The 24,354-nt window shown below is 48.7% G+C and carries 17 protein-coding genes; 4 read left to right on the forward strand and 13 right to left on the reverse strand.

Annotated elements, in window-relative coordinates:
- Position 1: 1 nt before the first annotated feature.
- From ACTJJS_RS19350 to ACTJJS_RS19375, 6 genes are all read right to left on the reverse strand, one after another.
- Positions 2-628 carry a rhomboid family intramembrane serine protease gene (locus ACTJJS_RS19350; RefSeq protein WP_440664908.1) on the reverse strand — a complete coding sequence of 209 codons (627 nt, stop codon included), beginning with the start codon at positions 626-628 and terminating at the stop codon, positions 2-4.
- Positions 629-661: 33 nt separating this feature from the next.
- Complete coding sequence (locus tag ACTJJS_RS19355) at positions 662-1,534, reverse strand: RHS repeat domain-containing protein (RefSeq protein ID WP_440664909.1); 873 nt, start codon at positions 1,532-1,534, stop codon at positions 662-664.
- Positions 1,535-1,718: 184 nt separating this feature from the next.
- Entirely contained in the window at positions 1,719-2,165 is a 447-nt protein-coding gene (rplI, locus tag ACTJJS_RS19360; protein WP_078668864.1) for a 50S ribosomal protein L9, read from the reverse strand.
- Between the two features lie 6 nt (positions 2,166-2,171).
- Positions 2,172-2,447 carry a 30S ribosomal protein S18 gene (rpsR, locus tag ACTJJS_RS19365; RefSeq protein ID WP_078668863.1) on the reverse strand — a complete coding sequence of 92 codons (276 nt, stop codon included), beginning with the start codon at positions 2,445-2,447 and terminating at the stop codon, positions 2,172-2,174.
- Between the two features lie 5 nt (positions 2,448-2,452).
- A complete protein-coding gene (gene rpsF / locus ACTJJS_RS19370) occupies positions 2,453-2,803 on the reverse strand; it encodes a 30S ribosomal protein S6 (protein ID WP_211092553.1) in 351 nt (116 codons plus the stop codon).
- A gap of 213 nt (positions 2,804-3,016) precedes the next feature.
- Positions 3,017-6,304 carry an Ig-like domain-containing protein gene (locus ACTJJS_RS19375; RefSeq protein WP_440664910.1) on the reverse strand — a complete coding sequence of 1,096 codons (3,288 nt, stop codon included), beginning with the start codon at positions 6,302-6,304 and terminating at the stop codon, positions 3,017-3,019.
- Between the two features lie 270 nt (positions 6,305-6,574).
- Here ACTJJS_RS19375 and htpG point away from each other — a divergent pair, with 270 nt between their 5' ends.
- Positions 6,575-8,407: a molecular chaperone HtpG gene (gene htpG, locus ACTJJS_RS19380; protein WP_343745442.1), complete on the forward strand. Its 1,833-nt coding sequence runs from the start codon at positions 6,575-6,577 to the stop codon at positions 8,405-8,407.
- A 112-nt stretch (positions 8,408-8,519) separates the two neighbouring features.
- On the opposite strand, the gene recJ is transcribed toward htpG, so the two are convergent.
- Positions 8,520-10,226, reverse strand: coding sequence for a single-stranded-DNA-specific exonuclease RecJ (gene recJ / locus ACTJJS_RS19385; RefSeq protein ID WP_168870044.1), 1,707 nt, complete (start codon positions 10,224-10,226; stop codon positions 8,520-8,522).
- A gap of 143 nt (positions 10,227-10,369) precedes the next feature.
- The gene (locus tag ACTJJS_RS19390; protein WP_168870043.1) at positions 10,370-11,335 is read right to left on the reverse strand and encodes a polyprenyl synthetase family protein; all 966 of its coding nucleotides are present in this window, start codon (positions 11,333-11,335) and stop codon (positions 10,370-10,372) included.
- A gap of 313 nt (positions 11,336-11,648) precedes the next feature.
- Here ACTJJS_RS19390 and ACTJJS_RS19395 point away from each other — a divergent pair, with 313 nt between their 5' ends.
- The 3 genes from ACTJJS_RS19395 to ACTJJS_RS19405 all read left to right on the forward strand — a co-directional run bounded on the left by ACTJJS_RS19395 (position 11,649) and on the right by ACTJJS_RS19405 (position 17,229).
- The gene (locus ACTJJS_RS19395; RefSeq protein WP_440664911.1) at positions 11,649-13,199 is read left to right on the forward strand and encodes an OmpA family protein; all 1,551 of its coding nucleotides are present in this window, start codon (positions 11,649-11,651) and stop codon (positions 13,197-13,199) included.
- Positions 13,200-13,368: 169 nt separating this feature from the next.
- Positions 13,369-15,324 carry a KUP/HAK/KT family potassium transporter gene (locus ACTJJS_RS19400; RefSeq protein WP_168870041.1) on the forward strand — a complete coding sequence of 652 codons (1,956 nt, stop codon included), beginning with the start codon at positions 13,369-13,371 and terminating at the stop codon, positions 15,322-15,324.
- A gap of 147 nt (positions 15,325-15,471) precedes the next feature.
- Entirely contained in the window at positions 15,472-17,229 is a 1,758-nt protein-coding gene (locus ACTJJS_RS19405; RefSeq protein WP_440664912.1) for a glycoside hydrolase domain-containing protein, read from the forward strand.
- A gap of 86 nt (positions 17,230-17,315) precedes the next feature.
- Here ACTJJS_RS19405 and ftsZ read toward each other — a convergent pair whose 3' ends face one another.
- From ftsZ to murG, 5 genes are all read right to left on the reverse strand, one after another.
- A complete protein-coding gene (gene ftsZ / locus ACTJJS_RS19410; protein ID WP_440664913.1) occupies positions 17,316-19,178 on the reverse strand; it encodes a cell division protein FtsZ in 1,863 nt (620 codons plus the stop codon).
- Positions 19,179-19,350: 172 nt separating this feature from the next.
- A complete protein-coding gene (gene ftsA, locus ACTJJS_RS19415) occupies positions 19,351-20,754 on the reverse strand; it encodes a cell division protein FtsA (RefSeq protein WP_440664914.1) in 1,404 nt (467 codons plus the stop codon).
- Positions 20,751-21,857: a hypothetical protein gene (locus tag ACTJJS_RS19420; protein ID WP_440664915.1), complete on the reverse strand. Its 1,107-nt coding sequence runs from the start codon at positions 21,855-21,857 to the stop codon at positions 20,751-20,753. The genes ftsA and ACTJJS_RS19420 overlap by 4 nt, the downstream gene beginning before the upstream one ends.
- Positions 21,858-21,867: 10 nt before the next feature.
- The gene (murC, locus tag ACTJJS_RS19425) at positions 21,868-23,217 is read right to left on the reverse strand and encodes a UDP-N-acetylmuramate--L-alanine ligase (protein WP_440664916.1); all 1,350 of its coding nucleotides are present in this window, start codon (positions 23,215-23,217) and stop codon (positions 21,868-21,870) included.
- Between the two features lie 28 nt (positions 23,218-23,245).
- On the reverse strand, positions 23,246-24,337 hold the full coding sequence (gene murG, locus ACTJJS_RS19430; protein WP_440664917.1) for an undecaprenyldiphospho-muramoylpentapeptide beta-N-acetylglucosaminyltransferase: 1,092 nt from the start codon (positions 24,335-24,337) through the stop codon (positions 23,246-23,248).
- Between the last annotated feature and the right edge of the window lie 17 nt (positions 24,338-24,354).

Genomic DNA, 24,354 nt, shown 5'->3' on the forward strand with positions numbered 1-24,354 from the left:
ATCATCTGCGGGGCAGGCGCAAACCATCGGCTTCGGTAAGGGTAAAATAGAAGGTGTAACCGGTGAGCATACCGCAGAGAAAACCTGTCAGATGGGCGGCGTTATCGATGTCCTGGGAGAAGCCGGCCACGAGAAGGTTCAGCAGAATAAACAGGCTGATGTAACCGAGGAAGTTGTGGCGGGCAGCAGGTGGGAAAAGACGGGTGGTGAGCAGCGCGAAGAATACGCCATAGATACCGAAGATAGCGCCGGAAGCGCCTACGCCCACCATGTTGCGGTGAAACAGCACACTGGCATAATCAGCTATTAACCCGGTGAGGAGGTAAGCGATAATAAACCGGAGCGGCCTGACCACCCTTTCCAGAAAAACACCGGCGATAAAAAGTCCCAACATATTGGTCAGCAAATGCCACCAGCCGGCATGTAAGAACATGCTGGTCAGCAGGCGCCAGTATTCACGCTGGCCTACGGTCAGCGGCCAGTAATTGGCGCCCCAGCGCAGCAATTGCTCGCCATTGCCCCACCAGAGGTTCATGCCGGCCATTATTGTCAGGAGATACACCAGCACATTGGCAGCTATAAGCAGCAGGGTGACGGGCATCAGTCTGAATCGGGTGAGTATATACATCCGTTAAAAGTTACGGATAATTCCCGAATAGGCTTATTGGTAGATATAATCGAGATTCACCTGTGCATCGGAGCCCAGTTTGGTATATCCTTCCGAATGGAGGTGTACCGTCGCCCGTTGTGGATAACCATCCTTGTAGGCATAAAAGAATTGCACAGTGGTATTGCGATGGTATCGTTGGGACGTGTTTTTGTAAACGGCTGTTTGTTGCTCGTCCATCTTTATCAGGGTAGGATTATTGGTGCTTACCGGCAGCAGGAAGGCAGCTACGCTGGGCAGCGGTGTTGATGAAAGCACCGGGGCCATACCAGGACCTAATACCAGCTGATTGGCCAGCGGCCGGAGCGGATTGATGGTATCGTCCCATTCATACCGGGCGGAGCGCACATAAAAACCGGTATCCTGACGAGGGCCGATGAGGGTGTCGGTACAAATATTTTTCCAGTCAGGGTTGCCGTTGGTATAGTTCCAGCTCATGGCCAGCGAAGAGTCAATGTATTTCAGGCAGGACGGCATTCCCTCTTTCCAGGTAAGACGGGCTAAGCGCAAAGGGGTGCTGTCTGCTCCGTAATACTGTACCTCCGTGATATTGCCAGCCTCGTCCCAAGCGCTGACGGTGGCTTTTTGTACAACTGTTTTCTGTCGATGGTTTTCGTCTGCTGATTCCATGCCGGTAAGGCGATTCTTATTGTCGTAGCTAAACGTGGTGACGTTGGTGTCCTGGTCACTATAATGTTTCACCAGTTTAATAAGATGTCCGGCCGAATCGTACTGAAAGGAATATTGCGGGATACTGTCACCATGTATGGTGATGGCAGCCAGGCGTGCCGGCGCCTTTTTAGCCTTGTGGGTGCCGCAGGCTGTAATAAGAATGGGTATCAGCAAACAGTAAAGGTATTTTGTCATACAAATGGCGGAAATAGGTGATGTATTGTATGAAAATACTAATAAGATTTGAGTTTTTCAGCGGTGGTATAGCTGAGGCTGCGAAATGAAGACCTGATAAAATTCTTCATCAAATAACCGGCAAAAAAAATCCCGGACTGTCTCCAGCCCGGGAAATATGGTATTCCGGTTGTCCGGAAAAATACTACTCAGCCACTACTTCAAATTCCATTTCGGTTTCGTTGCCTTTACCGAAATCCAGGCGTGCTTTGTAAGTACCTAATTCTTTTACATCATCCAGGATGTGGATGCGGCGACGGTCAATTTCGTAACCTTTCTGTTCTTTGATCGCGCGGGCAATCTGAACACCGGTAACGCTACCGAAGATTTTACCGGAAGTACCGGTTTTAGCGCCGATTTTAACAGGAGAAGCTTTCAGCACTTCCACCACTTTCGCGATTTCAGCCAGCAGTTTCTCTTCTTTCACTTTCTGCACTTTCAGGCGTTCCTGCAGTTGCTTCATGTTGGAAGGACTTGCTTCTACCGCAAATTTCTGCGGAATCAGGAAGTTCCTGGCGTAACCATTCTTTACGTTAACCAGTTCATTCTTCTGACCCAGGTTATCTACGTCTTGTATTAAGATAATTTGCATAACTTCTTACTTTAAAAGGTCAGTAACATAAGGCAATAAAGCCATTTGACGAGCTTTCTTAATAGCCTGGGCTACTTTACGCTGAAATTTCAGGGAGTTACCTGTGATACGGCGGGGCAACATTTTACCCTGGTCGTTCAAAAATTTCTTCAAAAACTCACCGTCTTTGTAATCTACGTACCTGATGCCCATTTTCTTGAAACGGCAGTATTTCTTCTGACGTTTCTCGGTTTTTACGGCTGTTAAGTACTTAATTTCTTGTTTTTTTGGTTTAACTGCCATAATAATTAAGCTTCAGTGGTTTTAGATTCTGCATTTACACCATGTCTTTTGCGGTTGTTGTACTCAACAGCGTGTTTGTCGAGCGCAGTGATCATGTGGCGTAATACATTTTCATCACGGTTAAGCTGGATTTTCAGCTTCTCATTGAGGTCGGATGGCGCACTGTATTCCAGAACCAGGTACATGCCTGTAGTCTTTTTCCGGATAGGATACGCCAGTGATCTTAATCCCCAGGGATTTTCGTGCGTTACATTTCCGCCGTTCTCTTTAACGAGATCAGCGAATTTTTTCTGAGCCGCTTTGTATTCGTCCTCAGAAAGCACAGGGGTAAAGATCACCATCAATTCGTAGTTCATAATTCCCTGTTTAAATGGTTTTAAATAAAAAAAATTGGAGTGCAAAGATACAGAACTATTGATAATTTCCACGTTCTGTTGACTTTTAATCCCTAAATATCTTGCCTTTTCTCCTTCTTAATGTATAAAGTGTTGTAAATCAAAATAAAAAACAGCCGCTCTGGTGTTAAAGAGCGACTGTTTCTAATAACAAAATATCGAAATACCGAAATGTTACTGGTTCACCACGATCTTCGTCACCTGTACGTCCAGCCCTGACTGTACCCGTAGGAAATAAACACCCGCCGGCAACTGGCTTACGTCCAGTGACCTGTTGTTTTTACCCTTGATCAGCGTGGTCTGTTCCTGATGACGGACTCTTCCCTGCATGTCGATCAGCTGTATGGCCGCAGGACCATTCTTGCTCCAGTCGATCCAATATTGCAGCTGATGTCCCAGAATACACCACCATAACTGCAACCATAGGTCTTTGCCGGTCAACAGCACCGTTTTTACCGGACTATATTTAATGGTGCCATCGAGTCCCTGGTATTTGAGCCGGTACTGGGCAATTCCCGGCCATGGTGACGCGTCATACCAAAGGTATTGATGCGCCTCTCCGCTAGTGCCATGTGCCGCCACAGTATCCACCGGGGCAAAATGTATCAGGTTACGGGAACGCTCTATCACAAAGGAACCACTATTGATTTCATAAGGCGTGTTCCAGCTCAACTGCACCTTGCTGCCATCTACTTTGGCATCGAAGCTGTTCAGCGGCAACGGGTTCGCTAAAACGCGCAGGTCGTAACGGCTCAATACCGGATAGTGGTCCGTAGTGGTGGTACTGTAACTGCTTACCAGCTGCTGCACCTGCTGCATCACTCTGGCTGAGGCGGGCAGGTAGGCCACACCGGCTTCGTCAGACCCGATCACGTTGTCTATCACTGAAGAGAAACTGGCGGTGGAACGTTCCCCGGCAAGGCTGAGCGGTAAGGTCAACGGCTTGTAATGCAAGGTGTCATTCATGAAATCAATGTAGGATGTTATGGTGTCGGGCGCTCGTTCTGTGGTAATGGTCCGCGCCAGGTCATCATTGAAGTCTCCCAGCATGATCAGGTTATTATAAGGATACTGCGCGTCCAGTGTATCTTTCAGCTCTCTGGCGCCGTTTTTCCGGCGGTCCCAGGAAACCAGCTTTTCTGCTTTGGTACCGGTATTGGCTTTGGCATGCAGCAATATAAAGTTGATCCGCGCGGAATCATTGTCCAGTTTGGCAGTGGCTTCCATCAGATAAGGGAAACGGCCGGACGACCAGTTATAATAGGCAGTGCTGCTGCCACCCTGACGTAATACACCATAGGTGCGTATCTTCCGCACCACTGATGTCTTATATACAAAAGCCAGTTTTTGTGCCAGCGCGTAATCCACATCGGAAATGCTGTCTGCATAGGAACCGAAATCAGACATCACATAGCTGTAGCCTGGCAACTGGTTCACGACGGCCCTGAAGCGGGCAGTGTCCACCACTTCTGCCAATGCGTAGATATCGGCGTCCAGGTATTGCAGGATGCGGGTCACATTGGCCTGCTGTAAACTGTCATTGGCAGGGTTTTGTACCGGACTGCCAAACCATTCGATGTTCCAGTTCACCACTTTCAGGGAACGCAGTGATGTGCCGCTCAGCCGGATATGGCTGTCGCTGAAGCCCGGAGCGCTGAATGCCAGCGTACCGTTGTAGGCCGTATTGGCGGCGGTGGGCGCAAATCTTACCCATACCTGTTGAGGCCCTGCGTTGAGCGTGGCCAGCGGGATAGTGAGTTGTGAACTGTAGTTAGTACTGTCAACAGACAAGCTGAAACCGGCCGGTGCATTGATTTGCAGGTTGCCGGTGAAGTCGTTGGCCCAGTAGCTGATCAGCTGTGGGGCGGACTGCTGCCCGGATTTCACATAGTCAAAGTCAATGGCTGCAGGGCTGCTGGTAAGAGTGGGGGCCGGCGCGGCAGTGGTGTCTTTCAGGCCAAAATCGTCTATGGTCCAGCGTGCGGCCTGCTGCGCCGGAGAGGAAGTGTATACAAAAGCGACATATACATTGGCGCCTTTGTAGCCAGCCAGGCTGATACCCTGGCTGACAGCCCACACGTCGCTGCCGGTGGCAGGGAAACGGCCATTCAGTGTATGCCAGGTAGCATTGCGGGGATCACCACTGCCGCTATAGTCCGTGGATACTTTCAGTGCCAGTGCGGGACCGGTAAAGGCAGTGCGGCTGCTGAAATAAAGCAGCGGTATCTGGAAGCCGGTCAGATCAAAGGCCGGCGATATCAGCCAGTCTTCATTGTCCTGGGCGCCGCCACTATAACCGTTGATCTGTACGCCGTTACTGTTATTTTGTCCGAAAGTGGTGCAGGCCCATGTTTGTGCGCCGGCCACACTGTATTGTGTAAAGCCGCCGCTCAGCGTGGTGCTGCCTGTTGGCGTGCAGTTGTTAAAGTCGAAGCTCAGCTGCTGTGCGCCGGTGCTAAAACGCCATTGGCTGCTGTCTGCAATGCCGGCAAAAGCGTTGCCGGAAAGATCCTTCACCAGCGCGCTGTCGGCAGTGATGTAATAACTGCTGTAAGGACGCAGTATTTTGTTCACAGTAAGCAGATTGTTGTTAATGCTCAGCGCAGGCTGACCAATGGCAAATGTGTCTGTATGGCCGTTGCTGCTGTTATGCAGGTACACGCTGCCCTGATTGGCGGCAACGTTTTCACTGAAGATAATTTGCAGTGGTGTTGACGGAGAGATATCAGTCGATTGGTTGGCAGGCACCAGGCTGCTGATGACTGGTGGCGTGACATCGCCACCGGCGCCTTCCACGGAGATATTGTCCACCGCGAAAGAAGGGCGTGAGCCGCCACCGCTGATCTGCCGGTTCACCCAGCGCAGCTGTACCACCGGCTGGTTGTTACAGGCAGCCGGCAATGTGATGCTGACATGCTGCAGCTGCTGCGGCAGTGTAATACCAGACCCGGTCTGGGTTACAGTATTATTCTGGTACGCAGTGCCGCTGATATTGATGAAACTACCGGTATCGCCTATACGATATTGCAGTCCCATTTCATTGATACGGGTATTGGTGGTGCCATCGTATGGATTCCTGATTGTCATGGCGTCATAGCTGACGGTGACGTTCACCTGTCCGCCGGTGTTGACGGCAAGTACCAGCGAATTGTCCACGGAGCCGCTGTTCAGGAAACCCAGTTTGCCGCTGTAGTTGTATACGCCGTTGGCCGTGCCGGAAGCGCTGCCGTTGGGTGTCAATGCCTTGTCGGCCGATGGGGTGGCAGTGTTGAAACTACTGCCGGGAGCACCGCTCAGCGTCCACCCCTGCCATCCGTCAGGATATACGGTGGAAGAGGCTGACAGGGCGTCGAAGTTTTCCTGGTAAGGCAGCTGCCGCGGTTGCGGCTGGCTCTGCGCCAACGCAACATGACTGTAAATAATGCAGGATAAAAGAAAAAGATAACGTAAAGGTCTACTCATAGATTAGATTTAAAATGAAAAAGGGGGTACAGATTCAGATATTTGGTTATCTAAATCTACTAAATTGCCGCTGCCCGAAAATGTTTTTATATGATTTATATGTTAATTTAGGGAGATATTGTAATATTATATTTTTGTCGAATATTGTTATTATTGTGGTGATTGTTGTTGTATATCAGGTAAAAGTTTATGCGATGATTGACATCTTGTCAGCTTGTCCCCGGCTGGCATATCGTTTGAAAAAGTGAAGAGAAAAAAACCAGAAAATCAATGCAAAAAGGAGCAATACGTGTTCAAACGGAGAACATTTTCCCCATCATCAAAAAATTCCTCTACTCAGACCATGAAATCTTTATCCGCGAACTGGTAAGTAACGCAGTAGATGCGACACAGAAACTGAAAACCCTGGCCAGCGTTGGCGAATTCAAAGGAGAACTGGGCAACATAGACATTGAAGTAAGACTGGACAAAGAAAAAAAGACGATCACCATTGCCGACCACGGCATCGGTATGACTGCTGAAGAAGTAGATAAATACATTAACCAGGTGGCTTTTTCCGGCGCGGAAGAGTTCCTGAAAAAATATAAAGGCCAGGAAAACGGTACCAACATCATCGGTCACTTCGGTCTCGGTTTCTATTCCTCTTTCATGGTGAGCAGTAAAGTGGAAATCTTCTCCAAATCGTGGAAAGACGGCGCTGCAGCGGTCCGCTGGGAATGCGACGGCAGCCCTGAATATGAACTGGAAGAAGTAACCAAGGAAGACAGGGGCACTGAAATTGTGATGTATATCAACGAGGAAAGTGAAGAATTCCTGGACGAAGGCCGCATCCGTGCCATCCTCACCAAGTTCTGTAAATTCCTGCCGGTACCGGTGAAGTTCGAAGGCCAGCAGTTGAATAACACTACACCTGCCTGGACTAAAAAACCAAGTGAACTGACCACGGAAGATTACCAGAACTTCTACAAGGAATTGTATCCCTTTGCGGAAGCGCCGCTGTTCTGGATTCACCTCAACGTGGACTATCCGTTCAATCTCACTGGTATTCTCTATTTCCCCAAAATCACCAAGAGCTACGAAATACAGAAAGATAAAATCAACCTGTATTCCAATCAGGTGTATGTGACCGATGAAGTAAAAGACATCGTACCGGAATTCCTGATGCTGCTGCATGGTGTGATCGATAGCCCGGATATCCCGCTGAACGTAAGCCGCAGCTATCTCCAGGGCGATCCGAACGTGAAGAAAATCAATGCCCACATCACGAAAAAAGTAGCGGACAAACTGGACGAGATGTTCCGTAACGACCGCAAAGGTTTTGAAGAGAAATGGGAATCCATTGGCCTGTTCGTGAAATACGGCATGATGACCGACGATAAATTCATGGACAAAGCCAATAAATTCCTTGTGCTTGAAAACGTGGATGGTGGCACGTTCTATACCCGTGAAGAGTACAAAGCGGCTGCTGAAGCACTGCAAACCAATAAGGAAGGCAAACTGGTGATCCTTTATGCTACCAATCCGGTACAACAGGACAGCTACGTGCAGGCCGCCAAAAACAAAGGTTTTATAGTGGTGAAAATGGAAACATTGGTGGATGCCGCTTTCATCAGCAATATCGAAGCTAAATGGGAAAACGTACAGTTCACCCGCGTAGATGCTGATATCGCTGACAACCTGATCGACAAGGACGAAAACAACAATACTGTTCTGACTGCCGACCAGGAAGGCAAACTGAAAGAAATCTTCACCGCACAGATAACACAGCCTAATATCAAGGTTGAACTGAAAGGCCTGACCGCAGATGCCCAGCCGGTAATCGTTACCCGCCCTGAATTCATGCGCCGTATGAAAGACATGGCCAGCATGGGCGGCGGCGGTATGAGCTGGTACGCTGCCATGCCGGACGAAATCAACATGACTGTCAACGCCAATCACCCGGTTTACCTGAACATCCTGGATGAAAAAGACAATGCATTACAGGAAAAACAAGTGAAGAACCTGGCCGACCTGGCACTGCTGTCCCAAAACCTGCTGACAGGCGCCGATCTTACTGCTTTCGTTAACAGAAGCGTGGAATTGATGGCTAACACAAAAAAATAATATATTATACTTATAAGGTAGTCCCCTGGCATGATTGCCAGGGGACTTTTAGTAAACTAAAATCCCCGGAGCAAACTGCCCGGGGATTTTTACTGTATAAATTTTTCAGATCTTAATTCGAAGCTCTGATATCAATGACTTTCAATTGCAGGCTGGTTTGACCGTTCCATTCGTTTTCATCGATATTGAACACCATATCGAACGGTTTTTTGCTGCTGACGATCGGGAATTTGTCGGCCATATAAAATCCGATGCCTGAGAGGGTAGGACCGGTGCGGCCCTGCCTCACGGAGAATTTGATATGTTCTTCCTTTACCAGTTTGGAATAGCCTGTATCGGTAATATTCCGGGCCAGAAAAACGGGGCGCAGGTTATCAGGTCCCAGTGGCTCAAATTGTTTGAGGATATTATAAAAGGCGTTGGTGATATCGTTGAAGTAAATTTCTGTGTCGATCACTATTTCCGGGACAAGCTGGTCGGGCCGGATACTGCCGGCCACCACTTCCTCAAAGCGTTGCTGGAAAGCAGGGACGTTTTCCGGTTTGAGGGTCATGCCGGCTGCATAAAAGTGGCCGCCATAGTTCACAAGCAGGTCTTTGCACTGGTGGATGGCTTCATACACATTGAAGCCGGTAACGGAGCGGGCGGACCCTGCCACCACGTCATTGGACTGTGTCAGGATGATGGTGGGGCGATAGTAGTATTTATCGATCAGCCGCGAAGCCACGATACCTACCACGCCTTTATGCCAGTGTGCCTGGTATAACACAGTTGATTTCCTGAGACCGACGGATTCATCGTTTTGCAGCAGGGAGACAGCTTCCTGGGTGATGGTATTGTCTATTTCCTTTCTGTCAAAGTTGTCTGCATGCAGTACAGCAGCTATGGCGGCGGCTTTTTCCTCGTCGTTTTCTATAAAAAGGTTGACGGCTTTGCGGGCGTCGTCCATCCTGCCGGCCGCATTTACGCGGGGCGCAATGACAAATACGAGATTGGAGATCGTGAGTTGTTCTTTCAGTTCGCTGAGGGTGATCAGGGCCTTAATGCCGGGCAACGGGCTGCTGTTCACCTTTTTCAGCCCGTGAAAGGCCAGTATCCTGTTTTCTCCGGTCATCGGGACAATATCCGCGGCGATGCTGGTGGCTACCAGGTCGAGGTATTGATTGGCTTCTTCGATGGGAATGCCTCTTTTCTGGGCGAAGGCGCAGATCAGTTTGTAGCCGATGCCGCAGCCGCTCAGTTCCTTATAGGGATAAGGACAATCGTATTGTTTCGGGTTCAGGATGGCCACCGCTGGAGGTACAACCGCGTCTGGCAGGTGATGGTCGCAGATGATGAAATCTATTCCCATTTCTTTGGCCGCTGCAATCAGTTCTACCGATTTGATGCCGCAGTCCAGCGCTATCACGAGGCTAAAATCGTTGTCGCGCGCGTAAGCGATGCCTTCCGTAGAGATGCCGTATCCCTCCCGGTACCGGTGTGGGATGTAAAATTCTATATTATTGTAGAGTTTGTGTAGAAAAGCGTACACAGTGGCTACAGCCGTACAGCCGTCCACATCGTAATCGCCATATATTAATATTTTCTCATGGCGGAAAAATGCCAGTTCAATACGTGAAATGGCTTTGTCCATATCCTTCATCAGCCAGGGATCATGGAGATCATCGAGGGTGGGACGAAAAAACTGGCGGGCAGCCTCATAGGTATGCACATGCCGTTGTACTAACAGCCGGCACAGCAAAGGATGTATGCGAAGCGAGGATTGAAGCGCTTTTTCCTGGTTTGGTTGATATGCTTTGACTGTCCAGCGTTTTTGCATTATGTTGTCAGGTAAAAGGAACCGTTTTAAAAGTGAAAAATGTAAAATAATAAAATAATGTAAGTGGCAATGGCTGGCGGTTTCCGCAGGAGCCATTACAGCTACAGTTTACATTTATTATTTTACATTTTTGATTTTTTCTTCTAAAATGTTCTGTCGGTAGTGAACCTTACCAGCGATTCCAGGCCGTTCCGGATATCGTTCTGCGGGAACTTATGCAGGATGGCGAGGGCTTCATCGCGGTATTCCAGCATTTTCTGTTTGGTGTAATCAATTCCGCCGGAAGCTTTTACGAGTTGGATGACTTCTTCCACCCGGTCTTTTTCCGTATTATGATTTTTAACGATGTTGATGATCCTCCGCCTCGTTTCGGGCGTGGCGTGTTCGAGGGTGTATATCAGCGGCAGGGTCATTTTCTTTTCGCGGATGTCGATGCCTGTCGGTTTGCCGATTTTGGCAGAACCATAATCAAAGAGGTCGTCCTTGATCTGGAAGGCGATGCCTACTTTTTCGCCAAACAGCCGCATTTGTTCCGTGGAGTGGTCGTCGTTGCTGGCGCTCCATGCGCCGGCGGCGCAGGCGGAGGCCAGGAGGGAGGCTGTTTTGCGGCGAATGATCTCAAAGTAAATATCCTCTTTGATATTCAGTTTCCTGGTTTTTTCAATCTGGAGCAGTTCCCCTTCACTCATTTCCTTTACCGCTTCAGAGAGGATCTGGAGGGAGCGGAAGTCATTGTTGTTCAATGACAACAGAAGCCCTTTGGACAATAAATAGTCGCCAACGAGGACGGCTATTTTATTTTTCCATAATGCGTTGATGGAAAACAATCCGCGGCGCTGGTTGGCGTCATCCACCACATCGTCATGCACAAGGGTAGCAGTGTGCAGTAGTTCCACGAGTGCAGCGGCCCGGTAGGTGCTTTCCCCGATTTCATTACTGAAAAGCCGGGCAGACAGCAGTACAAACATCGGCCGGATCTGTTTTCCTTTCCGCTTTACTATGTAATGCATGATCCGGTCCAGTAACGGCACGTGGCTTTTTACTGAATCTGCGAATTTGCCTTCAAAATCCTGTAATTCCTTACCTATCAGTTGCTTGATATCGTCCATGTATAAAATAAAAAGGATTGCTAAGCTAGGTTTTAAATGGGAAACTTTAACATTTTGGCCTTTAATTTGTATATGAAGTATAACATTCCTTTAACACAGGCGAAGGAATCTTTTAACAAGGGCTAAACAATACTTTAACTTAACGTAGAAATAAGGTATATAAATACTTTCAGTTAAGCTCTAATATTGAAGCACTTATCAATGAAAATAATATTGCAAGAAAAATTTGTATATTCATTTATGATATTTACCTTTGCTAGGTAAAAAACGGGTTATTAGTAAATTTTTAACAGTTTTTAAATAAAACACAATTATGGCAAGCAAAAAGTACTTATTACTGGCAGGCGCTGTGGGGTTACTAACAGCATCTACCGGTTTTGCACAGGTTCAACCAACCGGCTATGATGCACTGGATTCTTCCAAAGTGTCAGGCAAGCGGTTGGTACAACAAAATAACTTCCTGAACCATCAATCAAACTTCCCTGGTAAACCAAGGGATATGTGGGAACTGGGTCTTCACGGCGGTTTACACCTGATCAGCGGAACTGTTCCTCCTCAGCCTGGTTTCGGTGGCGGTATCTCCCTGAGAAAAGCACTGGGTCATACCTTCTCCTTGAGAGCTGAGTACATCGGTTCTATCGACAAAGGCCAGGATTACAAACTGCGTCCTTCAATCGCAGCCGCTGGTAACCCTTGGGCAGCAACTGCAGCTAGAAACGGCGGTATGATCGTTCCTAACTACCGTTCTCAGAACCACCAGCTGTCTTTGGACATGATCGCTTCCCTGAGCAACATCCTGTTCTACAAAGCAGAACCTAAAGTTAACTGGTACGTTCTGGCTGGTTACTCTATCGTAATGGCTGATGTTGACGTTGACGCTCTGGACGCTAACGGTAACGGTTATGACTACTCCGGCATCAACTTCGGTGCTAAACGTAGCGACATCAGAAAACAACTGAACAACCTGAGAGATAAGAAATACGAGCAAAATGCTCCTTCTCAGGGTAACAGAATCTCTATCGGTCGTAAAGACGACAACCAGCTGCTGCGTCACGCACTGGACCTCGGTACCGGTATTGCTTTCAAAGTTTCCAAACGCTTCAACATTGGTGTAGAAGAGAAAATCACCATGCCTTTTGACGCTTACCTGGATGGTTATCCTGGTCCCGGCGGTTCTACAAAAGACTTCTACTCTTACACCAGCCTGCGTCTGAACTTCAACCTGGGTAACGCTTCTAAACGCGTACAGCCTCTCTGGTGGATCAACCCGCTGGAATACGCTTACAGCGAGCTGAGCAACCCTCGTCACATGAAACTGCCTACTCCTGTTCTGCCTGATGCTGACGGTGATGGCGTTACTGATCAGTTCGACCGCGAACCTAACACTCCTGCAGGTGCACCAGTTGATTCTCACGGTGTAGCTAAAGATACAGACGGTGACGGCGTTCCTGATTACAAAGACAAACAACTGATCACTCCTACTTACTGCCAGCCAGTTGACGCTGACGGTGTTGGTAAATGCCCGGATCCTGAGTGCTGCAAAGGTAAAGTTGCTGAAACTTCCTGCGCTTCCCTGGTTCTGCCTAGCGTTTCCTTCAAAGGCGCTTCTACTAAAGTAGGTCGTGACCAGGAAGCTATCCTCGCTTCTGTTGCTTCTACCCTGAAAGCTAACCCTTCCTGCAACGTGCTGGTTACTGGCCACGCTGGTGCAAAAGGTAAAAAAGGTGGTGTTGACCTGAGCAGCCGTCGTGTTGACTCTGTGATCGACTACCTGGCTGACAAACAAGGCATCGACCGCGGTCGCTTCATCAAACAAAACACTCCTGGTGAATCCGGTACTGTTGACTTAGCTCCTGCTAACTAATCAGTTCCATCTCACTAAGATGAATAACTAAAAAGAGCCTCTCCCAGTATATCGGGAGAGGCTTTTTTAATGCCAACCAACCCCAATCAACCTCTTCCACTGTCACCTTTTTATTGCTGGTCTCAATATTTACTCCTAATTTTGGGGGCTTTTTTAAAAAAATTTTTTTGTGGGCATAAACATTAACAGGGTTACCCTGGCAGGTTTAGTAGTAGCGCTGGGTATCATCTACGGCGACATCGGAACTTCTCCGCTCTATGTTTTTAAAGCCATTGTTGGCGGTAATCCCATCAGCGACTTGCTCGTTATCGGCGGTATCTCCTGTATCATCTGGACGCTGACCTTACAAACCACCGTTAAATACGTTATTCTTACCCTCCGGGCAGATAATAAAGGCGAAGGAGGCATCTTCTCTCTGTATGCCCTTGTCAGACGACATGCCAAATGGACGGTAATTTTTGGCATGATCGGCGGCGCTGCCCTCCTGGCAGATGGCATCATCACCCCGCCTATCACCGTTACCTCTGCTATTGAAGGTCTTCGCACCCTCGAAGTATTTAAAGACCTGAGCCAGCTGACGATCGTAAAAATCGTGTTGACCATCATCACCGGTCTGTTCATCATGCAGCAGTTCGGCACCGTGTCTATCGGGCGTATGTTCGGCCCTATCATGGTATTATGGTTCTCTATGCTGGGCATCCTCGGTATCTCCCATATCACAGACGATTTGGGCATTCTCCGGGCCTTCAGTCCCCATTATGCCATCGAATTGCTGACCACCTACCCGAAAGGGTTCCTGATCCTGGGCGCCGTATTTCTCTGTACCACCGGGGCCGAAGCCCTCTATTCCGACCTGGGGCACTGTGGCCGGGGAAATATCCGGGTATCCTGGATTTTCGTGAAATCCTGCCTGATACTGAACTATCTCGGTCAGGGCGCATGGCTCCTGAGCCAGAAAGGACAAATCCTGCCTAAAGACCAGAACCCGTTCTTTATGATCATGCCGGAATGGTTTATCATCTTCGGTGTACTGATCGCTACCCTGGCCTCCATTATTGCCAGCCAGGCACTCATATCCGGTTCTTTTACCCTTATTGCGGAAGCCATGCGGCTCAACCTATGGCCTAAAATGCGGGTAAACTATCCCACTGAGATGCGCGGACAGCTCTATATCCCCGGTATCAATACCATGCTTTTTGTTGGCTGCGCGGCCATCGTCATACTCTTCCAGGAATCTTCCCATATGGAAGCGGCCTACGGCCTGTCTATCACTATCTGTATGCTGATGACCTCCTGCCTGTTCGCATTCTACCTCTATACCCGAAGGGTCTGGACGGGCTGGATACTACTATATCTTATTGTATACCTCTCTATCGAATTCTCGTTCCTGTTCGCCAACCTGGTGAAATTCATGCATGGCGGTTATGTGACCGTAGTCGTGGCAGGAGCCCTCTTCCTCGTCATGATCGTATGGTTCAAGTCCCGCAAGATCAAAAACCGCTACGTGGAATTTGTACGGCTGGAAGATTACCTGCCCATCATCCAGGAACTCAGCAACGACACGTCTATTCCCAAATATGCCACTCACCTGGTGTATATGAGCAGCGCCGACAATCCCAAGGAGATAGAACATAAAATCATCTATTCCATCCTCAATAAAAAGCCGAAAAGAGCCGATATATACTGGTTTGTACACGTTGACGTGGTGGATGAACCCTATCTCAGTGAGTACTCCGTGCAGACCATCATTCCTAACGAAGTGATCCGGGTGGAATTCAGACTGGGCTTTAAGGTGGAACAAAGAATCAACCTGATGTTCAGAATGGTGGTGGAAGATATGGTAAGAAACAAGGAAGTGAACATCACCAGCCGTTATGAATCTCTCAGCAAAAACAATGTGGTAGGAGACTTTCAGTTTATTGTCATGGAAAAATTCCTTTCCCACGATAATGACCTGCCATTATATGAAAGAATGGTCATGAAGATGTATTTCTTCCTGAAAAAAATCAGTCTCTCGGAAGAGAGAGGCTTCGGACTGGACTCCAGTTATGTGACCATCGAGAAATACCCGCTGGTAGTGGCTCCGGTCACCAACCTGCAATTAAGGCGCATTATTCACCACTAGTTGGTCGGAAGATTTTGATAAACGGAAACCGGGATTTACTCAAAAATCCCGGTTTTTTTTATGATCTTGGGTATCATGGATTTTAAGAGAGAATTGGGCTGTAGTATGATAACCCATCTCCAAATATCAAAATCTCTAAAATTTAGTATGGTGAACAAATTTTTTGGCATGCTGGTATTGCTGGCATTGCAACAAAACGTATGGGCCCAAAGTGGCCCGGCCGGCGACTATCAGGAGAAACCTGATCCCAGACCGGTCAACAAAGCTTCCTGGGAAGTTGTAAAAGGTAACCAGCTCCACGTTGCCTTCGGTTCCGCAGATATCCGTTATGAAAAAAGAAATGCACCCGCGGAACAAAGCCTGGCTTCCTCCTGGAACGCCAAAGCCTGGAAAGGCGAACGGATACATACCCAGTTTCTGATCTGGACCACGCGACCGCTGAATGGTGTAAGCATTGCCACCAGCGCGCTGCAGGGCGGCAAAGGGGCCACTATCCCCGCTTCCGCGATCACCACGGGTTTTGTGAGATATGTCATGACGGACGAGCTGAATAAAGACGGCAGCGGTTGTGGTTATCGTAAGCCGGAAAACTTTGATTCTTCCCTGGTGGCTGATGGTATTGACATCCAGCGTTCCAGAGACATCGCCGCCTATCAAACGCAGCCCGTGTGGCTGAGCATACAGGTGCCCGCCGGTACCGTTGCAGGCGTGTATAAAGGCACTGTAAAAATCAATGCCGGCGGCACTGTCAGCAGTTTGCCCTACGAAGTGGAAGTGCTGAATCATACACTGCCGGCGCCGAAGGACTGGAAATTCCATCTGGACCTCTGGCAGAGCCCCGACGCTATCGCCCGTATGTATGGCGTAACACCCTGGAGTGATGCGCATTTTAAAGCCATGACACCCTATATGCAGATGCTGGCCAACGCCGGTCAGAAATGTATCACTGCCACGCTTATTTATGACCCGTGGAACAGCCAGACGGAAGACGTATATGGCAGCATGATAAAATGGACCAAAAAGAAAAACGGTACGTGGACTTATGACTATACCATCTTCGACAAATGGGTGGAATATATGATGGGACTGGGCATTAAAAAGGAAATCAACTGCTACAGCATGATTCCCTGGAACCTGAAGTTCTACTATTATGACGAAGCCAAAGGAAAAGACACGCTGCTGATCGCGAAACCCGGTTCACCGGAATATGCCGCACACTGGCAGCCCATGTTAAATGACTTTGTTAAACACCTGAAAGCCAAAGGCTGGTTCAATATTACCACTATCGCCATGGACGAGCGTCCTATGGCAGACATGCAACAGGCGCTGACACTCATCCGCAAGGCCGATAAAGACTTTAAATTATCACTGGCAGGTAGCTATCATGCACCGCTGGACAAAGATATTTATGACTTCTGCGTGGCCTCCAAAGAGCCGTTTCCGGATGAAGTATTACAGGCAAGGCTGAAGAAAGGCTGGCCTACCACTTTCTATACCTGCTGCACCGAAGGGTTTCCTAACACATTTACTTTTTCGCCTCCGGCGGAAGCCGCCTTTATGGGCTGGCATGCTGCCTACAAGGGATACACTGGTTATCTGCGCTGGGCTTATAACTGCTGGGTAAAAGCACCGTTGCAGGATAGCCGTTTCCGCGCCTGGGCAGCAGGAGACACTTACTTCGTATATCCGGGGCCGCGGTCATCTATACGGTTTGAGCGGCTGGTAGAAGGGGTGCAGGACTATGAGAAAATCCGTATTCTGCGGGAAGAATTCACCAAAGCCAATAATCGCGAGGGGTTGAGCAAACTGGAAAAGATGTTGTCGCCCTTTGATATTAACGCTCCGAAAACCACGCCGGCAGGCGATTTGCTGAAGACGGCCAAAGAAACACTGAATGCTTTATAAAAGAAAAATCCTCCGGGGAACCGGAGGATTTTTTTTAACACAACTAAAAAACAATCAAATGTCCGAATGGAATATCTCTATGTTCATCAATCGGGCTTCTTCCCATCTAAAAATGTATTGATAGTATTTATCTCAGTGTGATTGTTCTGGCCAGGATCGCTCACGGTATAGTTGGAATAAAAGTGTTCGGCGGAGCCGGCACCATTTTCCAGGGCTACGTTGCGACGCAGGTAAGCCGGAACATTTTCAATTTCCGCGTTGTTGTCCATGTTTTTCACGTTGAAGCTGATGCTGCGCAGTTTAGCCACTCTTTCAGCCTGTTTACGTTTTTGTTCTTCCAGTTCTTCGTAGGAAGTGTGTTGCATGGGCACTTCCGGAGGCAGCGGATTGCCTGGTTCTTCTTCCCTGTACACCATTTTCATTTCCGGGGGCGTAGGCGTGCTGCCTGGCTCCACGTAGATGTTAGCGGGACGGTTCAGGTAACCGCCTGCCGCGCTGCCGGGCTGTGGCTGTATTATATTCACATTAGGCTGCTGAACAGGTTGTTGCACATGTTGCGGCTGCATGGGTTGTTGTACATGCTGCTGTTGTGGCGGCATGTGCTGTTGCTGCGGTGGCATGTGTTGTTGTACCGGCTGTTGTACCGGCTGTTGTACTGGTTGTTGCTGTACCGGCAGTTGTTGTTCCGGTGCGGGCTGCGGCTGCTGGGCAGGGACCTGTTGTACGTTCAGTACATAGTTCTGCCGAGCAGGTGCGATGGGCGCCTGTTGCTGCGGAGGGGTGTACCCGGTGGCAGGTTCAGGATGGGACACTACAGGTTCCATCAGGCGTGGGGCCATCAGGTCCTGCGGTTCCTGGAACAGGAGACCTTGCGACTGCTGGATGTTCATTTTTTTCTCGTCCCCGTCTTTTCCCAGTTGCATCACGATTTTAGGTTCGGTACGTTCGGGAGTGGAAGGGGTCATTTTCATCTGCTGGATCGGTTTCTGTTCAAAACCGGTAGCGATGATGGTAACGCCCAGTTTGCGGTCCAGCGTCTGGTCGTAGCCCACACCGAGGATCACGTCGCAATCCTCGCCGGCCTGGCTTTGTACGTAAGCCTGGATGATATCCATTTCATCGAGGGTGTGTTCAAATTCACCTTCAGAAGAAGAGATATTGATGAGTATCCATTTGGCGCCACGGATATCGTTGTCGTTCAGCAACGGAGAAGTCAGTGCATCTTCGATAGCGCGTTGAGCACGGTTTTCACCTTCTGCGATGGAAGCACCCAGGATGGCCACGCCACCGTTACGCATAACGGTGCATACGTCGGCAAAGTCCACGTTGATCTGACCGGTGGAGTTGATCACGTCGGTGATACATTTGGCAGCAGTGGCCAGTACGTTGTCCGCTTTTTCGAACGCGGCCTTGAACTTCAGGTCGCCGAATTTCTGTCTTAATTTATCGTTGGAGATGATCAGCAGGGTATCTACATACTCCTTCAGGCGTTGAACGCCTTCATCGGCCTGCAGCATTCTCTTTTTTCCTTCATAAGAAAACGGGGTGGTAACAATACCAACGGTCAGAATACCCAGTTCCTTACATATCCGCGCGATGATGGGTGCGCCACCGGTACCGGTGCCACCGCCCATACCGGCAGTAATGAAGGCCATTTTGGTATTCACCTCCAGTATTTTTTTGATTTCTTCAAAGGATTCTTCTGTAGCCTGCTTACCAATTTCGGGATTGGCGCCGGCACCAAGGCCCTGTGTGAGGTGCGGTCCCAACTGTATTTTGTTGGGCACAGGACTGTTGGCAATAGCCTGAGCATCGGTATTGCAGATAATAAAATTCACCCCTTCAATGCGCTGGCTATACATATGATTCACCGCATTACTTCCACCGCCACCAATGCCGATGACCTTGATGATAGAAGATTTTTCCTTAGGAAGATCAAAATGTATCATGACTCTATACTTTTATGGGTTAGTACGGATAATTAATAATGAACATGTTCGGTGTTATAAGCGTGTATTCTTTGCCGTTAATATGGTTCATTTGTCCTATCATTATTAATTATCGTTCTTTGTTCTTATATAATAAACGTTTGCAGTTCACAACAATTGCGCCATTTCACATTTACAGTTTTGCATCTTCTTCTTCTGTAAACATGTCAATGATCTTCGTTTTCATTTTATCCAGGAAATTCTTCAGCGAAGCGTTCCTTTCTTTGGCTTTTCTGTCCTGTATTTCCTGTGTGGTGGGGGCTTCTTCCTCCCATTCTTCCTGTTGGGCTACCGACTGGGCGGCTTGTTCTTTCGCGAGGTAACTGGTATTAATTTTTATATAATTTTCTTCCAGTGATTTACGGTCATTTTCAAAATCATTGTAGCCTTTGAGGATCAAGCCTACGCAGGTGGCGTACATGGGTTTGGTCAGTTCTTCGTCGAACAGGCCGCTGGCCAGATGTTCGTTGGGGAAACCGATGCGTGCGCTGGCGCCGGTAGTATATTCCGTCAGCTGGATCAGGTGTTTCAGCTGGGAACCGCCACCGGTGAGGATAATACCACCATTCAGCATTTTATTGTCCATCCCGATTTGTTTGAGGTGATATACTACGAAATCGAGTATTTCACTCATACGGGCCTGGATAATATGTGCCAGGTTTTTAACGGATATTTCTTTGGGGCTTTGTCCGCGTAAACCAGGAATGGTAATATAAGCGTTGCTTTTAGCTTCATCGGCCAGTGCATAACCGAATTGTACTTTCATCTGTTCGGCCTGTGTTTTCAACACACCCAGACCATTTTTGATATCGTTGGTAATGTTTTCGCCACCATAGGGAATAACGGCAGTATGTTTCAGGATGCCTTCGTAGAACACCGCCAGGTCGGTGGTGCCACCACCAATGTCTACGATAGCCACGCCTGCTTCAAAGTCCATATCGCACATTACGGCTGCGGCAGATGCCAGCGGCTGCAGCACGAGATCGCGGATTTTAAGGCCGGATTTTTCCACGCTGCGGTTAATGTTGCGGATGGCGTTTTTGTCGCCGGTGATGATATGGAAGTTAGCGCCCACCTTCACACCGGACATACCGATAGGATAGGTGATGTTCTGCAGACTGTCCACAATATATTGCTGTGGGATCACATCAATGATCTGATCACTCGCGGGAATGACTGTTTTATACTGATCGTTGATCAGCTGGTCAATATCTTTCTGGGATATTTCCGCCTCAACATCATTGCGGACAATATCACCACGGGTTTGCAAACTTTTGATATGATGACCGGCGATACCGACATATACTTCATTGATTTCCAGATGGGGGCTGGATGCATAACAGTTTTCCAGGGCTTGCCTGATGGCTTTGATGGTCTGGTCAATGTTCAGCACCATACCGTGCTGCACACCAAACGATGTAGCTTTACCGAATCCCAGGATTTCCAGTTTCCCGTATTCATTCTTCCGTCCTGCTATGGCAGCAATCTTCGTAGTTCCGATATCGAGACCTACAATGATGGGAGCTTCCTGATTCATGGCGTTGTTTGTTTTTTTGATGTGTTAACAGATTTATTCCCTGGCTTATACACTGCTTTAGGTTGTTGCTTGGGCGCCGCTTTCTCTGGTTTTGCTTTCTTCTCTGGCGCTTTTGCCGTTGTTTTGTTGTGGGCAGCTGCGGGTTTAGCCGCTGGTTTTGCTGCCGGTTTGCTGACCGGTTTGGCAGTCACCGGTGCATGTTCCGGTGGTTTGGCTGCGGTTGTTTTTTCTGCGCTGTCTTCGCTTTCAGCGATGGGCGCTTCGTCAGGCACAAACTGTTTGACCGTGTCTTTGGGTATCACCGGTTGTAACGGTGCTACACCATCCTTACGCGTACATACGACTTCATTCTCAAAAGCGATGTTGATCCGCGAATAATTATTCCAACCTACCTTATTCAGTCCTTCCTTGTAAAAAGCCAGCAGTTTGGTGAATTTTTTTTCGATGTCGGCACCGTCGCCGAAAACGATCACCTGATCGCCCAGTTTGGGTATGAACTCAAACTTTCTGTCAGGCGTCACGATCAGCTGTTCTACCTGTGCCATCCAGAAAGGGTCTTTGCCGATAAAACGGCCCATGTCCACTATCTGGGCTGCCAGCAGGCTGTCTGTCCGTTGCAGTTTGTCCGCGTCTGTAGGGAAACCGGTAAATACCGGCACCCTGGCGGCGTAGCGGGATGATACCGGTATACGCTCTGCTGCTTCGTCGAGATAAAAGCTGTTGCCAGAAAAGGTGAACACCCTTGCTACCGGTTCCCGCTGCGTTACTTTGATATGCAGTTCCTGTTTGCTGTTGAAATAGATCTCTGCATTTTTAACCCATGGGTCCTGGTCCACTACTGCTTCCAGCGTCCGGATGTTGATGTCCCGGATCGGTTTGCCTACCGGGTTCAGTGCCTTGTCTTTTGTTAACAATGACCGGATATCTTTGGCTTCAATGAAAAAGTTATCGTCCTTCCCTTCAAACTTTACCAGAATACCTTTGCAGATACCGGATTCCTTGTCGTTATTAGCCGCCACCAGGAGGATAATAAAGCCGGTCACCGCCAGCACCCAAAGGAGCAGCGCGCCCAGTCTTTTTAATATCGTCGTGGTTTTAGCCAAAGTTTTTCTTTTAGTGAAGCAGTTGACTGATCGGTCCTTTTAACTGGTCAATGTCGCCTGCTCCGGCTGTTATTAATAACGGGACGGGTGTTTTTTTCAGCCAGTCCAGTACTTCTTCTTTTTGCATGATCTGCACCGGTACGGTGATCTTTTTAGCCAGTATCTCGCTGGTAACGCCTTCGATGGGCAGTTCCCTTGCAGGATAAATAGGCAGGAGGACCACTTCATCCGCCAGTGACAGGCTTTCTGCGAAACCATCCGCCAGGTCACGGGTACGGGTGAACAGGTGCGGCTGGAAGATCACGGTGCAACGTCTGCCGGGGAACAATGCTTTCGCACTGGTGATCAGCGCGCGCAGCTCTTCCGGGTGATGGGCGTAATCATCGATATACACCTGATGATCGTTCTTGATCACATATTCAAAGCGTCTTTTGATGCCTTTAAAGCTTTCCACTGCTGCCCTGATCTTGTCGGCGCCGATGCCCAGCAAATGCGCTACCGTAATGGCTGCAACAGCGTTTTCAACATTGTGCATGCCCCCGATGTGCAACCGGATGTTGTCGATCATCCAGTCCTGCTGCATCACATCAAACTCATATCCACCGTTGATCATCCGTATGTTGGCAGCGTATGCGTTGGCTGCGTTGTTCTGTAAACTGTACAGCAGTTTGTTGTCTGCTTTCAGTTCATTTCCGCGATGCAGGCCGAACTTAGCAATCAGCGTGCCATTGGGCTTTATATTGTGCGTATAAGTGATAAATGCTTCCTCCATGGCTTCCGGTGTGCCGTAAATGTCCAGGTGGTCTGCATCCATGGCAGTCAGTATCGCGATATCCGGACTTAATTTCAGAAAGGAGCGGTCATACTCGTCTGCTTCAATCACAGCTACTGCCTTTTCGCTGCTCCAGAAATTTTTGTCGTAGTTGACGCTGATGCCGCCCAGGAAAGCATTACAACCATATCCGCTGTCTGTGAGCAGGTGTGCGATCATGGTGGAGACGGTGGTCTTGCCATGGGTGCCTGCAACGGTGATGGCGAACAGTGACCGGGTGATTTCCTGTAACACATCGCTGCGTTTCACTACTTCAAAGCCATGGTCCCGGTACCACTTCAGTTCTTCATGGGTGACGGGGATAGCCGGCGTATATACGACCAGGTTAGTCTGTTGGTCCAGTGCGTTGATATCGTCGGTGTAATGGATCTGCATACCCTCTGCCTCCAGCTGCTTAGTGAGCGCTGTTGGGGTACGGTCATAACCGCTTACTGCCACTCCTTTCTCATTGAAGAAGCGGGCGATGGCGCTCATGCCGATACCGCCGATGCCGATGAAATAAACCCGTTGTATGTTGTTCAAATCCATATGAATCCTAAATCCCTAAATATCAAAATCAAAAAATGTTTATCACTTCTCTGGCGATTACCATATCTGCGTTGGAATTGCCCAGTTCGCCGATATTTTTCTCCAGTTGTTCCATTAGCGCCCTGTTTTGCAGAAGGCTGAACAGTACATTGGACAGCTGTGCATCTACCTCGTCGTTTTTAATCATCAGCCCCGCCTTTTTATTCACCAGGTTCATAGCGTTGGAAGTCTGATGGTCTTCCGCTGCAAAAGGGTACGGCACAAAGATGACCGGTTTTTTCACGACACAAAGCTCAGCGATGGTCAGTGCGCCTGCGCGTGACAGTACCACATCTGCTGCTTTGTAGGCAAAGTCCATCACGTTGATGAACTCATGCACTTTAATATGGCTGCTGTAGGGTGCTGCCGCAGCTTTGGCGGTTTCATAGAACGGCTTGCCGGTTTGCCAGATCAGTTGCAGGTCTTTCTGCACCAGCGCAGGCAGCAACGGCTGCAACGCTTCGTTGATTGATTTGGCGCCCAGGCTGCCGCCTACGGCGAAGATGGTTTGTTTCTGACTGCTCAGTCCAAAGTGTTGCAGGGCATCTTCTCTGGTGACGGCGGATTGGGTGATATTGTTTCTGACAGGATTGCCGGTGAAAACGATCTTGTCTGCCGGAAAAAATTTGTCCATGCCATCATAGGCCACGCAGATCTTCCTTGCTTGTTTCCCCAGTATCTTGTTGGTTTTGCCTGCAAAAGAATTCTGTTCCTGTATGAGCGTCGGAATACCAGTTTTTTGTGCCCTTCTCAGCATGGGGAAGCTGGCATAGCCGCCAACGCCTACTACTGCGTCCGGTTTAAATTCCGCCAGGATGTTTTTGGCCTGCCGGAGGCTTTTCCAGATTTTGAAAGGCAGTAGTATGTTTTTAAAAAGATTGCTGCGGTTAAAGCCTGCTATTTCCAGTCCTTTGATGGGATAACCTGCCTGCGGTACTTTTTCCATTTCCATTTTACCGATGGCGCCCACAAAAAGGATGTCGATATCCGGCTGGATTTTCTTCAACGCATTGGCAATCGCTATCGCCGGGAAGATATGTCCTCCCGTGCCTCCACCTGCTATGATAACTTTGCGTTGCATGTTCTTCAGTTACGATT

The organism is Chitinophaga sp. 22308 (assembly GCF_052045305.1).
GTDB lineage: Bacteria > Bacteroidota > Bacteroidia > Chitinophagales > Chitinophagaceae > Chitinophaga > Chitinophaga varians_A.